Below are 13,299 nucleotides of genomic sequence, written 5' to 3'. Positions count from 1 at the left end.
TTCCTCACTTCCAGGCTGACAGTGGCGGGACTTGTAATAATTCATGGCTGAGGCTGTCGTGCAGATAACCATTAGTAGCTAGAATTCGACCTGTCTCAATTTTTAAGGGACTACCATCGTAGGCGGTGACTTTACCGCCTGCTTCTTGGACTAAAATTATGCCGGCGACAATATCCCAAGGAGAGAGTCCCCGTTCCCAATAACCATCGACACGCCCGCAAGCAACATGTGCCAAATCAAGCGACGCTGAACCGCTGCGTCTAACTCCTTGCGTAAGATGGGTGAGGTGGCAAAATTCTGCATAGTTGTTGTCAGAAGTTTCGCGGCGATCGTAAGCAAATCCTGTCACCAAAAGACTTTTACTCAGTTCTGATGTTTGCGAAACTTTGATGGTGTGGCGATCGCGTGTTGCTCCCAAACCAGCCGCAGCCTGAAATAATTCATTATGAAAAGGATCGTAAATTACACCAACTTGCGGAACGCCGTTAATTAGTAGCCCAATGGAAACCGCAAAAGCTGGGTATTGATGGGCATAGTTAGTTGTGCCATCTAAAGGGTCGATCGCCCAGAGGTATTGATTATCTTGATTGCCGAGTTTCCCTGATTCTTCGGCCAGTATGGAATGCTGGGGAAAATGACGACGCAAAACTTCCAAAATTACTTCTTCTGAAGCCTTATCCGCAGCAGTAACTAAATCTCCAGGTCGTCCCTTTTCAGTGACAGCATCTTCTAATTTACCCAAGTAGTCTTTTAACACTACACCCGCAGCTAGCGCCGCTTCCGTGGCAATATCCAGAAAAATTTGTAATTGAGTCATGAGTTAATTGTCAGTTGTCAGTAGTCAGTAGTTAATGGTCAGTGGTTAGTGGTTATTAGTCAATACAATTGTCAGTAATCAGTGGTCAATATTTGGTAGAAAACAACTGACAACTAATAACTAACAACTGACAACAAATTAACGATTCAGGCGGCGAAACTCAGCGGGAGTAGTACGCATGGGATTTTCTGAGTTCCAAATTCCTTGACCCATGATTCTAGCCAATTGTTGGGCGCGTTCTAAACGCCGATCGTATTTATGATTGGGCGATCGCCCCACAAACAATGCATACCCTTGCTTGACGACTTCTTCGTTCAACAACTTCCGATCTTTCCACACGTAAGCCAAAGTCCGCCCGATTTTATCTTTCGCTTCGATATCAAACTCCAGCATTACAGGCTTTTCTGTATTTCCAATTAACTTTTCTAAGGCTTGTTTTGCCCCATCTCCCCAAGGACGCTGACGCAAATCTGGCGCTTCAATCCCAATCAACCGCACTGGGGATATGAGATTTGGTTGTTCAGCCATACCTAATACTTCTAAACTTTGCCCACTCACTACCCGCGCTATCTTTACCTGGGCTTGATTATTTTCAGATTGATTTTTGGCTTGACAACTCACCAATAGTAATACACAAGCTAAAATGGCAATTTTTTGCACCCAAATGCTAAAACCTCCGGTCGCATTCATTGGCGTTTGTGCTATTCTCTGCAAGCTAGTCGCCTCAACCTTGGCAACCAAACCACACCCCTGGTTTCTCCCTGTCAACAAATTTCTAATCTTCATCTAACGGTAAACCCGCTTTAACTCTTCCCCTAGCAAAATAGCGCCCAAACTGGAGTTCATAAACTTCATCTTCATCTTGCGTTTCCACCTCCAAGTCAGAACGGGGATAACTCACACACAGCAAAGCGTAACCTTGTCTACGCAACTCTGGCGACAATCCGATCGCCTCTGGTTGGTAAATATCTCCTGACAGCACTCTCACCGCACAGGTAGTACAAGCCCCATTGCGGCAGGAAAAAGGCAGTTCTACCCCTTGATTTTCGGCCGTGTGCAGGATGTAGCGGTCTTCTGGGACTTGCAGCGTGTAGATTTTGCCAGTGGCGCGATCGCGAACTCTAATCGTATGTGTACGGGACATCTCAATCCGGGATTTATAACTAGAACTTTACAGATTAAATCTAAAATGTCTTTTTTTATCTTTGCATTTTCTCGGATTTTAGAGTACAATTGTAAATCGTGACAACTGGAGAGATGGCCGAGTGGTTTAAGGCGCAGCACTGGAAATGCTGTAATGCGGCAACGTATTCCAGGGTTCAAATCCCTGTCTCTCCGTTAATCCTTATTCTACAAGCATTGCAGCAAGCATAATTGCAATACTTTTAGCTAAATGGGTTGAACTTATAAATTTACTACAAATAAATAATAAATCCTTATCTTTAACCAGTCTCCAGTGGTTTGAGGTCGCTTTTATACGAACCGAACTTGAAAGTAAAACTATCTCAGAACTACGTGATTTGTGCCTAAAATATGGACTTAAGCCAACTGGGAATGCTGGCTATAACGTTGCTTACATCGCTAGTCTAATGGCATTCTCGGCGATCGCACTTAACCAGTACCAGGAAGCCAGAGGACTAAAAAGGTTAACTTGTAGCACCTCTGAGATAGACAGAGATAAGCAAAAGTAGCCTACCCAAATAAAAGCCCTAAAACTTATATCTGTTAGGACTAAAATTGACTCCGACTATTACTTGGAGTATTAGTTGGATCGAATGAAAAGACCTATAGATAAAAGGTCTAGAGGTCTTTTATTCAGTGCCATTATTGAATTTACGCTCATCGCACCTCAATGATGACGAATAGTTCAGCCGAAACTTTGATTATTTGAGACTATCCTCACGAATTGATAAATCTTGCTACACTCGGTTACATTAGAGGGTATTTTTAGATCGGGTATCTAAACTATGTCAAATTGTTATAGCTATCTAGTTTTACTGGGAGTTATTTTTTAAGTTAATTTAATAATTGCTGTGTTGTTATTAATGTAAATAAAGATATGTAAAATATTTTTTGTTACAATATGAATTCAATATTTGAGATCCTGCCGAAGACAATATGTGTATCAGGTTAATTTCAATAGCTATAAATTAAACTTGATATGTGAAACCGGAATCTTGAAAATGGTGCAAATATACCGAGGACTAGAACATGAAATTTGGTATTGATATCGGGCATAATTGCCCTCCAGATACTGGGGCTAGAGGGATAAAATTTGAAGATAATCTCACGATGGAGATAGGCACTAAAGTTATAGCTAAGTTGAAAACTTTGGGACATGAAGTAATCTCATGTAAGCCAGATAGCGCTAACACAGTGCGCGAATCACTTGCAAAAAGATGCGATAAAGCGAATGCGGCAAATGTAGATATTTATGTTTCCTTGCATTTTAATTGCTTTAACGGGCAAGCAAATGGTACAGAAGTATATGCAACTAGTGACAAAGGCAGACAAATTGCCAAACCTGTCTTAGATGAAATCGTTAAATTAGGATTTTTTAATCGTGGGGTTAAGAGTGGTTCCCACTTATTTGTTCTGAAAAATACAAATATGCCAGCGATCTTAGTAGAAAGTTGCTTTATCGATTCTCAAAAGGATGTAAATCTGTATAATGCTGAAGCAATTTCTAATGCGATCGTTAAAGGTTTAACTGGTAAAGTACCTACGACTCCCGTTCCCCCTGTTCCAGATGATGAGCAAAATACAAATACCACAACCTCTAGACTGAAACAATCCTTAAATCGACTAAAAATAACCGATAAAAATGGCAAACCTTTAGTAGAAAATAACTCATTAGATGAGTTAACAAAATCTGCGATAGAAAAATTTCAAAATATTGCCGGGATTCAAGCAACAGGAGTTGCTGGGGAAACTACATGGAATGCAATTAATTTGATTTTAGCTAAACGCATCATCAGACCCAACCATGCTGGCGGTACTGTTGTGAGATATCTGCAATACCGTGTAGGTGTTGAGGTTGATGGTGTCTATGGCCCTCAAACAGAAGCAGCAATTAAGACATTTCAAAGACAGAATGGTTTAGATGCTGATGGGATTGTAGGAGGAATGACCTGGCAAAAATTAATTGGTTAGTTAGACTCAAGAAGTATGAAGTGAGAATTTACTCGTATATACCTCAAGAGCAAGTAGAGTAAAAAATCAAATTTTACGGTACTTATAACCCATTGCTTTAGATGAGAGTAATTTCATACTTCATACTTCATACTTGAGTTTTGCTAACCACGATTTCGTTCTAACAGCAGCATCATCATTAAACTTAATAGAATTTGCTGCTCTTCGCGATCGCTGATTCGATCTACAGCTTTGATGGTAAATTTTCTAGAGAGGAAAGTAGGGATTTTCTCCAAGCGCATTACAATCGAGCCATCAGCTCGGCTAACTAAATACACTGGATTGAAAACATAACCAGTGAACATACCCACAATCGGAATTTCTGCAAAGAGCGCATCAGCAATTTTCACCCAGGGATTTTTCTCCTGGATATTTAGAGTAGTCGCGTCGCCATCAAAGATGTCATAGCGCGCCCGCCAAAGAGATTTTAACCCACGCCGTTTTACCGAACCGATATAAGTACCATTGCTATCGCTAAAGTCATAGCGTGCCGAGAAGTCGATGATGCGATCGGCTTTAATGTAGTATAGCGGACGACTTTGTTCGGCATCGGCAAAAATTGTAATTGCTTCTTTAAGCTTGAAAAGTTTTTGTTTGACATAGAAAGCCAAATTGTTCTGAGCATCAACAACAGATATTTGTGGAGCTAATGCCCAGAATTTAAAGGTGAGTTCTAGAGGATACTGCATAGTTTGGGTAAAACAACGAAATTATCACCCTATTAATCCCAATTCTGGAAGCGAAGTAACAGGCATTGTATAAAAGTGGGATAAATTTAGGTAGGCAAGGGAGCAGGGGGAGATGAGGGAGATGAGGGGGATGAGGGGGATGAGGGAGACAGGGAAGACAAGAAATAATTATTTCTGCCTGCTGCCTCCTGACAACTGACTTTTAACTCAGCATTTGCTTCTACTTCATCTGTGACTGTTAGCAGCAGGTTAAAAAAATTTAGGTGGAGAGTGCATAAACAAATAAAGGTCAACCTATTGAGTAAGTGAAGGGATTGAAACCCAAGATACACACCGACACTTAAATTTTAGGAGCATGACTATGAAATTCCGCCACTTAACTAGTTCTTTGTTAACAGCTACTGCACTTGTAACATCTACATTACCAGCTTTTGCCGGCCCGTTTAATGCTCAACCTGCTGGTATCTTTAAGCCAGTGAATGTGATTCCTGGAGCCGTTTTAGGTAATGGAACAGGCAACACTTCTACTACACCCAGCAATCCTGTTGGTAATACTGAAGTCCAAGGATTAGGCGACCATCAATCTTGGGTAGATCCGAAAACTTTGGCAAATGACCCTCGCGCCCTATGTAGTGATGTTGGCTTAGGTAACAACACCAACAGCAGTTCTACCAAACTTGCTCTAGCAACTTCTACTAGCACTCGTTCCAGTTCTTCGCGCAGCCATAATGATGGCGGTGGCGGTGGTGTTAGCTTCTTAGGTATTGGTGTTAGCGGCAGTGGTGCTAGCCAAGGTAGCCAAAATAACAGTGATTCTAAAGATCAACGCAGCAACCGCAACGAAGAAAAAACCAATAGTTCTTCGACAGTAGTTCAAGGAAAAAATTGCGATGCTTTTGTGAACTCCGCCGCTGCTAGAGATATGAACTACGAAGATAACCTTACTCGCCGCTATGAAATCAAAACTGGTCGTCGCGGACAACAGGTCAACCAACTACTAGAAGATAAGTAATTAGTTGTCAGTTTTCAGATTTGTCTTTGTCTGATTAAAACCTGTCATTTTTAAGTTGATAAAGTACAAGATTTTGAGTCGTTAATTTTTTTTGATTGTCGAAACGCCGGGGTCAGCACCCTGGCAATTGCTTTATTTTCATTAGGAAAAATTATGAAAAGCAAGCTAGACTTCTACAGGCAATTATTCATAACACAGGATAAAAATTCCTCTTCTTTACTCCTTGCTATCCATTTCCCACTTACCATTTTGAAGACAAGTGGAAGAATTATGACTCTCAGTACCATACTATCGCTATGTATAACATCTTTAGCAAGTGCTGAGACTCCATCTCGTACAATTCGTGATTCGCAAATCCTACCTTATTTGTTGGATAATCCTAATGACAATTCATTGGTGAGAGTGCGTTGTGTTTCTAAAAGTCAGCAGAAAGAAGAGAGAAAGCGGCGTATCATCAGAGATAGCCTTTTAAGATCCGATGTTAGCGATCGCAATGAAACTGTCACTATTGAAATAGAGGGCAGTTGTCGCAATGTCAAAATTCGCGTGCAAGACGGCTCAGATTTTTCTAATTACCCGAACTACAATCCCCACTTAGACGACAACCATACAGAATTTAAGGATTCTTCTTGGTTAACCCGTGAAGGTTCGGGATGGTATTGGTTAATGCACCATCGCTAATAAAGTTGAAGAAAATGCTGATTTAGGGGTCAGTTGTCAGGAGGTAGAAGTTGGAAGTTATTCTCCCTCATCTCCCCCTACTCCCCCCTACACTTCTGAAAAAAACATTTATTATGGGTGATAATGATTATCCATAAGGTAGGACAAGAGGCATTTAGAGTATGGTAGCTGACGTAATTACAAATTCAGTTCCCGTTACTGTTCTGACTGGCTATTTGGGAGCAGGTAAAACGACCCTACTCAATCACATTCTCACCTACGAACACGGCAAAAAAGTTGCTGTGATTGTAAATGAATTTGGGGAAGTAGGCATTGATAATCAATTGGTTATTGATGCAGATGAAGAAATATTTGAAATGAACAATGGCTGCATCTGTTGTACGGTGCGCGGCGATTTGATTCGCATCATCGGCAATTTAATGAAGCGGCGCGATAAGTTTGACCACTTAGTAATTGAAACTACTGGATTAGCCGATCCCGCACCAGTTATTCAGACATTCTTTGTGGATGAAGATTTGCAAGGACAACTGTCTTTAGATGCAGTGATTACAGTTGTAGATGCTAAACATATTTGGCAACACTGGGATGCAGACGAAGCACAAGAACAGATTGCCTTTGCTGATGTAATTTTACTTAATAAAACTGATTTAGTAGCGCCAGCAGAGTTAGATGAATTAGAAAAACGGATTCGGGCGATGAATGCTATGGCTAAAATCTACCGTACCCGCAACTCCGAACTAGAAATGGATGCCCTTTTGGGAGTGAAAGCTTTTGATTTAGACCGCGCTTTAGAAATCGATCCAAATTTCTTAGGTGAAGATGCCCACGAACACGATGAAAGCGTTTTTTCCGTGGCTTTAGTAGAAGCAGGCGCAGTCGATGGAGAAAAATTACACGCTTGGCTTTCTGAATTACTGCGTACCCAAGGGCCAGATATCTTCCGGATGAAAGGAATTTTAAATATTGCTGGAGAAGATAATAGATTTGTGTTCCAAGGGGTGCATATGATATTTGATGGCAGACCCGATCGCCCCTGGAAACCGAACGAAACTCCTAAAAACGAATTAGTCTTCATCGGTCGTAATCTTGATGAAGCCCAACTGAAACAAGATTTTCGTGCTTGTCTTGAAAGTGCTGAGTGCTGAGTGCTGAGTCAGTTGCCGTAGAGACGCGATTAATCGCGTCTGTACAAGAGTCAGTTATTATTCTCTTTGTTCTTAGTTCCCAGTCCCCAATCCCTAATCCCCAGTCACCAGTCCCCAATCTCCCACAGCTATGAGCTCTACAACTACACCCAAAGAATTTAAACAATACTATTCAGGGACGCTTTCAGATTATGTAACTGCGATCGCTTGGTCGCCAGAGGGTAAAACTCTCGCCGCGACTTCCGCTGCTGGGGAAGTAGTGCTGTGGAATGATGGCGAACTCACAACGTTGCAGGCTGGTAATGGTAAATCAGTGGATTGCCTTGCTTGTTCGCCAGATGGCAAGTTTTTAGCTGTTGGCGGACAGGATGGAAAAGTCAAAATCTGGCAGGAAACTGAATTAATTGCCACTTTAGAAAATGCCCCAGTATGGGTAGATAAGCTGGCTTGGAGTCACACTGGCAACCAACTAGCTTTTAGTTTAGGGCGTTACGTTCAAGTGTGGAATGCAGATACCCGTGAAATTGCCGTCACGCTGAATTTTGACAATTCCTCAGTGTTGGGTATTGATTGGCGTAAAGATGGACAATATTTAGCTATTAGTGGTTACAAAGGAGTCAAGATTTGGCACAGTCAAGACTGGGATGAGGAACCATACATCTTGTCTATGTCAACTGTCAGCGTAGCAATGGCTTGGTCGCCAGATGGCAAATTCCTCGCTTCTGGCAACATGGATCGCAGCGTCACCGTTTTAGAATGGAACAACCCCGACCCTTGGGTAATGCGTGGCTTCCCTGGTAAAATTCGCCAACTGGCATGGTCAGAAGCTACCACAAATCTAGGTGCACCAATACTGGCATCTTCCAGCGTTGAAGGTATCGTAGTTTGGGAAAAGTTAGAAGATGACTCTTTGGGCTGGGAAGCGCGAGTTTTAACTAATCATGTAGATGCGATCGCTGCGATCGGCTTTGCACCCAAAAGCTTTTTCCTGGCTTCTGCTGCTGCTGATGGCTGGTTATGTTTGTGGAACGATGCCAAGCAAGTAGCCCAAATTATCACGGGTGTTTCAGCAGGTTTTTCTAGTCTAGCTTGGCATCCCCAAGGCGAGTTTCTAGCCGCAGGTGGCGAAAAAGGCGAATTACTCCTATTGTCAAAAGTGTAACTTTGTCAAGGATTCGGACAAAGTTAAGCAATACTAAGTGTTCGAGGTTGAAGGTAGTCAATAAATTGGCTATGCTGTATCAACAATACTATCTAGATGTCAATTATGAAGATAATCAAATTGATTTTGCTTGCTTTTCCTTTATTTCTCGCATCTATACTATTGGTAGCCAATCCAGCCAAAGCATTGAGTCTAAAATCTGCACCCGCTACAGAAGCGATCGCGGTAGTATCTACGCAGCATACTAATTTGGCAGCACCAAAGTTGACTTTGGCATCCAATCCTAATGGCGATGGAATTGGTTGCAATTGTGCTAGTTGCGTTCAAGCTAAATTACAGATGCTACAAGGCAAGCTGCCATCTGTCGGCTTTTGATAAAGTTAAAAGTTATAGATATTTTAGAGGCACAGCAATGCTGTGCCTTTATATTGCTGAGTAAAGTTTAACTGTAATAAGAGTATATAAAATACTTTTTAACTTTGTGCGTAGACTCTAGCTTCCTGCTCCAAATATTCAATTTCTCTTTTCCACCGCTCAAGCTTGTGTTCTCGCTCTCGTAATTGCTCTGCTGTAGGGTTTCTAGAAGGCTGGGTATTTGGATTAGGCAAAATTCCATGATTTTTAAGCCAAGTGGGAGAAAATTCCTGCACCTGCCAAAGAAAAACATGATCGTGCTTATCGCCACCCAGACAACGAATCCGCTTGACTGAAAGTGCTGATTCACCAAAAAGGATTTGCTCATTTCTAGAATTTTTCGGAAACAGGCGCGTCTCACTACCTCTTCCGCGAAAGAACTCGACTACAAACCACTTACCAAAATCAAATATACAGACCTCTGTCGGGTCGCTACCATCATCCTCTAGTAAATCAATATCACCTTGGATTTGATACCCTATAGCAATTTGTGATGTCTTAGGTAACAAGATGCGAAGCCGTTCAAAGCGATTACTATAGTTAGCCCAGAATTTTCTGCGACTATATAGCTGATTTGACTCGAAGTCTTGTAAATCGAGCCTATTTAATATGAGATTTACTAACTTCTGAAAATCACTATAATTAATACCTCCAATCCACTCTCGAAGTTTTTGCCTTGCTGACTCTGAAAGTTTATACCAATTTTCATTATTTCTATAGTTATTTCGTAACCAATCAACCAGTAAAGAATGATTGGTTGCTATATTATTAGAAACATTAGTTAACAAATGATTAACAGCCTTTATTTGCTGAGTATCTGACATTTCATCCAAACAGCGTAACAGCCAATTCACCTGCTGCTGATTTGGAGAAATAATTGTAGTGAAATAGGGGGCTATATATTCTAGAAGTTGGCTAAATAATGGAATCCAAACAGGTAAATTCTCTCGGATTGTGTCTAGTAGTTCAGTTTTAGTTATACACTGTTCACAAGCAATCTTTGCCAATTCTCTACCTGCTTGTGTACTGCGAAGCGCCTGAATAATTCTAACTGGTAACAGGCGACTAACTAAGTGAGAATTAGCAAAAACATCAAAAGATTCAACCAGAGACCCTGCTAATACCTGTTCTTGTTGACCACTATAATAAAGAGCTAAACGCCACAATAGCTGATGTTGCAACCATAAATTAGAAATTGCTATTTTCCAAATGGCTGCTGATGTTGTTTTAGCTTGGTCAATATTTTGCCGATCCCACTGTGCTTTAGCATGGATGCAATAAACCCAGTCCAACTTACTTACTAGATCAACTTTACTTTGTTCAATAGCTTCCAATACTTTATCAACACTTGGTATTGATATTGTTGCATTTGGTAAGTTACTTGCAAGCTGAATAAGTTGATTAGGACTACACTGGGGAGTTTCAGGTAGGGAAGGAATAGAAAACTGAAAATCCAAAATTTTTGCTCCTTTAAAAAGAGGTTTTGGTGATATCTTTTTTTAACTCATCACTGCGAAACTGAAAGCGAAAAACTACTTTGCGATCGCCTGGATTATCACGTTTTTTATCAGATTCAATTTCTCCTCGACCAGCAGCTAGTATTTTCTGGCTTAAAGGTGCTTTGGTAGGAAAATTCATATCATAGAAAATGTATTTGTATACTGATGCCGAGCGCAATAAGCTCAGTTGTAGATTGGTTTTGTCATCTCCATCTGAGCTAGTGTGGCCTTCTATAACTACGCGGCTAATTTCCTTCTCAAATTCTGGTTTGGAGAAAATAACACCACTGTAAACAGGAATAAAGCTGTGTAGGAAAGCTTTACCTTCTGGTTTCAGTTCTGTACTTCCCTTGGCAAAAAGAATTGATTCTTGGATACTGACATCCCCAGTTTCTGGGTTGACTTTGACATTGATATTGTTGCTTTTCATTTGTCCCACAACATTACCAATTACTACACGTTTTGGTACATCTTTTTGTGCAAGCTGGAGTAGTACAGTGATAAATAGCAAAGCAAAAAACATTAATAAACTAGACATCATATCGGCAATAGACAGATAGATACTAGATTCATCATCTTCTATAATCTCTGCATCAATTTCACCTTTAATAAGATCATCCATGATTACTTTCACCAGTACTAAATTGGTGGTTATCAAGTACAGCACGTAGCACTTCTGCCGTTTTGAGTACATCTCCGCAAACTCTAGCCATAGAAGTATCTGCTTGTTGAAAAAAGCTTACCTGTAAGTCAACAGTTCTTTGCATAGCACCTTCAAGATGACCCTGCCAAGACTGAAGGCTATTATCAAATTTTTGATTTAAATCCCTGTATGAATTGTCCACTCTTTGCACTTCCTGTCCAATGCCACGAGCAAGATTTTCTAGCTGCATTAGTCGTTGTGCATCATTTAATCCAGCCGCACTAACTAATCTGTTAATTTGTTCAACAGACACCCGAATTTTATTCATACTTTCGTCTACTTCTTGAGTCAATTGACTACGCCTTTTAGATTCCTCCCGGAAGACTCGATCGAGATTGTTCACAACTTCAGATAATCCATCTCGTTGTTTACCTAGCGTTCTTTCAAGTAAGTCATTTTGTTGTTGAAAGAATGTCTGTAAATTGGTTTGATATTCTTTCCTAAATCTTGTCAAATCATCTTCTACTGTATGGCGAGTTGCTGTAAGTGTTGCATCGATATTTACTAAAGTATCCAGAAGATTATTCTTAGCATCATTCATCAATCCAGAAGCTTGAGCGCCCACTGTTGTTAGAGTATTAGTTTGCTCATGAAATGTTCTATTTGCTTGGGTGAGAATTTGGATAATTCCAGTCCGAGTAGCTTGAAGTATCTCCTGTTCTACTGCTGCGCGTTCTTGTAGCGCTGTTTGTAGTTCCTCTCGAATTCCTCGGAAGGTAGCAGCAGCTTGCACTGCACTTGCTTCAAAAGCACTTCGCTGTGTTGTCATTCCTTGAATACTCTGATCTACAGCTCGATTAATTTCATGAGCTGTTTGTTGTAAAACATCTTTTGTATCTGTTTGGAATTGATTTAGGGTGTCTCCCAAATTATTAGCAAATCCCTGAAGTTCTACCAAAGTTTCTTTTTGAAAATTCTGAATTGTCAAGATAGAACTTGCTAAACTTTCAGAAATACCACCTAGTTCCTTATGCAGCGTCAGCACTGCTGTGGAAGCTTGCTGAGTTAACTCTGCACTTTTATCTAATCGATCTGCAATGGGTTCGAGTACCTGAATTCGTAGATCCTTGATGAGTTCTTCTAAAACTTTCTGTCCCTGGTTTTCTTGGAGTTCCCGAAGTTTTTTTTGTTCTTTGAATATTGCTTCCAAGGCTGGGAAAATTTGCTGCCCTATAGCTTTACCAATAGCTTGACCTGACAACTGATTTAAACCTGCGAATTGTTCTGCGATACTCCTACCTACAGCTTGACCAATGCCTTCCGCATTTAATTGCTTTAATCCTGTCAAGTTTTTTGCTACAAGACCTAGTGATTCAGCTATTTCCTGATTGCTATTATCTGCGGTTTTTAAAGTTGCGATCGCCTTCAATTTTCGACGTAAACTATCACGCCGTTTCTGCCGTAGCGAATCACATCCAAACAAAAATAGAGTAAACAAACTACCAGAGCCAAGCCCAATCATGGAAGTGGAAAAAGCCGTTTTCATTCCCACCAGTAGCTGTTTACTGGCAGTCATCAATTCTTGGGTATTTTCTGTAGATAAATTGATTCCTTGAAGTCCCTGTTGTATACCATAAAAGGTTCCTAGAAGACCAATAGCAGTACACAAGGTTGTTACGAAACGTAGGGAACTTCGAGGTATTGGGTGGGTTAAGACAGATGGATACTTTATAAGTACAAAGCTACCATCCTTTTGCGCTTGTTGACTAATTCTTATTCTGTTTATATCATCAGTTCCTAAATGTTCTCCTAACCATTTACGGACTTTGTTTGAAAGCTTTACATTTTTATCCTTTTTCAAATTATTCAAGAATTTAATTGTGGCTTCAGTTGTGCCACATTCCAATAGCCAATACAACCATAATGTATAAAGCTCAACAGTAATTGCGAATACTAACACAAAAGCAATTGTCCAATGAAAAGGTTCGTTGTGCCAAATAATGTCCCAAACTTTTGCTATTTCCATACTGCACCCATCTTGTTGA

The 13,299-nt window shown here is 40.6% G+C and carries 14 protein-coding genes and 1 tRNA gene; 8 read left to right on the top strand and 7 right to left on the bottom strand.

Going from position 1 to position 13,299, the window contains the following annotated elements; genetic code table 11:
* Positions 1-4: 4 nt before the first annotated feature.
* The 3 genes from I8752_RS01890 to I8752_RS01880 all read right to left on the bottom strand — a co-directional run bounded on the left by I8752_RS01890 (position 5) and on the right by I8752_RS01880 (position 1,961).
* Entirely contained in the window at positions 5-817 is an 813-nt protein-coding gene (locus tag I8752_RS01890) for an inositol monophosphatase family protein (RefSeq protein ID WP_214430634.1), read from the bottom strand.
* Between the two features lie 138 nt (positions 818-955).
* Complete coding sequence (locus tag I8752_RS01885) at positions 956-1,507, bottom strand: thermonuclease family protein (protein ID WP_214430713.1); 552 nt, start codon at positions 1,505-1,507, stop codon at positions 956-958.
* Positions 1,508-1,592: 85 nt separating this feature from the next.
* The gene (locus I8752_RS01880; protein WP_214430633.1) at positions 1,593-1,961 is read right to left on the bottom strand and encodes a 2Fe-2S iron-sulfur cluster-binding protein; all 369 of its coding nucleotides are present in this window, start codon (positions 1,959-1,961) and stop codon (positions 1,593-1,595) included.
* Positions 1,962-2,068: 107 nt separating this feature from the next.
* On the opposite strand from I8752_RS01880, the gene I8752_RS01875 reads away from it, so the two are divergent.
* From I8752_RS01875 to I8752_RS01870, 3 genes are all read left to right on the top strand, one after another.
* Positions 2,069-2,155: transfer RNA gene (locus I8752_RS01875), tRNA-Ser, on the top strand.
* Positions 2,156-2,337: 182 nt separating this feature from the next.
* A complete protein-coding gene (locus I8752_RS37125) occupies positions 2,338-2,508 on the top strand; it encodes a hypothetical protein (RefSeq protein ID WP_225895391.1) in 171 nt (56 codons plus the stop codon).
* Between the two features lie 520 nt (positions 2,509-3,028).
* On the top strand, positions 3,029-3,970 hold the full coding sequence (locus I8752_RS01870; protein WP_214430632.1) for an N-acetylmuramoyl-L-alanine amidase: 942 nt from the start codon (positions 3,029-3,031) through the stop codon (positions 3,968-3,970).
* A gap of 143 nt (positions 3,971-4,113) precedes the next feature.
* On the opposite strand, the gene I8752_RS01865 is transcribed toward I8752_RS01870, so the two are convergent.
* Positions 4,114-4,698 (bottom strand): LURP-one-related/scramblase family protein, encoded by a 585-nt coding sequence (locus I8752_RS01865; RefSeq protein ID WP_214430631.1) that lies wholly within the window; start codon positions 4,696-4,698, stop codon positions 4,114-4,116.
* A 361-nt stretch (positions 4,699-5,059) separates the two neighbouring features.
* Between I8752_RS01865 and I8752_RS01860 the strand changes: the two genes are divergently transcribed.
* The 5 genes from I8752_RS01860 to I8752_RS01840 all read left to right on the top strand — a co-directional run bounded on the left by I8752_RS01860 (position 5,060) and on the right by I8752_RS01840 (position 9,073).
* On the top strand, positions 5,060-5,710 hold the full coding sequence (locus tag I8752_RS01860; protein WP_214430630.1) for a hypothetical protein: 651 nt from the start codon (positions 5,060-5,062) through the stop codon (positions 5,708-5,710).
* Between the two features lie 270 nt (positions 5,711-5,980).
* A complete protein-coding gene (locus tag I8752_RS01855; RefSeq protein ID WP_214430629.1) occupies positions 5,981-6,391 on the top strand; it encodes a hypothetical protein in 411 nt (136 codons plus the stop codon).
* Between the two features lie 161 nt (positions 6,392-6,552).
* A complete protein-coding gene (locus tag I8752_RS01850) occupies positions 6,553-7,536 on the top strand; it encodes a CobW family GTP-binding protein (protein ID WP_214430628.1) in 984 nt (327 codons plus the stop codon).
* Positions 7,537-7,666: 130 nt separating this feature from the next.
* Complete coding sequence (locus I8752_RS01845; RefSeq protein ID WP_214430627.1) at positions 7,667-8,698, top strand: WD40 repeat domain-containing protein; 1,032 nt, start codon at positions 7,667-7,669, stop codon at positions 8,696-8,698.
* Between the two features lie 105 nt (positions 8,699-8,803).
* Positions 8,804-9,073: a hypothetical protein gene (locus I8752_RS01840; protein WP_214430626.1), complete on the top strand. Its 270-nt coding sequence runs from the start codon at positions 8,804-8,806 to the stop codon at positions 9,071-9,073.
* A 98-nt stretch (positions 9,074-9,171) separates the two neighbouring features.
* On the opposite strand, the gene I8752_RS01835 is transcribed toward I8752_RS01840, so the two are convergent.
* From I8752_RS01835 to I8752_RS01825, 3 genes are read right to left on the bottom strand one after another with little or no spacing between them, the layout of a single operon-like run.
* Positions 9,172-10,569 (bottom strand): EH signature domain-containing protein, encoded by a 1,398-nt coding sequence (locus tag I8752_RS01835; protein ID WP_214430625.1) that lies wholly within the window; start codon positions 10,567-10,569, stop codon positions 9,172-9,174.
* A gap of 13 nt (positions 10,570-10,582) precedes the next feature.
* The gene (locus I8752_RS01830) at positions 10,583-11,233 is read right to left on the bottom strand and encodes an OmpA/MotB family protein (protein ID WP_214430624.1); all 651 of its coding nucleotides are present in this window, start codon (positions 11,231-11,233) and stop codon (positions 10,583-10,585) included.
* Positions 11,226-13,280, bottom strand: coding sequence for a MotA/TolQ/ExbB proton channel family protein (locus tag I8752_RS01825; protein WP_214430623.1), 2,055 nt, complete (start codon positions 13,278-13,280; stop codon positions 11,226-11,228). The genes I8752_RS01830 and I8752_RS01825 overlap by 8 nt, the downstream gene beginning before the upstream one ends.
* Between the last annotated feature and the right edge of the window lie 19 nt (positions 13,281-13,299).

It is taken from the genome of Dendronalium phyllosphericum CENA369, assembly GCF_016056275.1.
In the GTDB taxonomy this organism is placed as follows: Bacteria; Cyanobacteriota; Cyanobacteriia; order Cyanobacteriales; family Nostocaceae; genus Dendronalium; species Dendronalium phyllosphericum.
The sequence above is the reverse complement of the archived record's forward strand: the minus strand, read 5'-3'. Positions and strand labels throughout refer to the sequence as shown.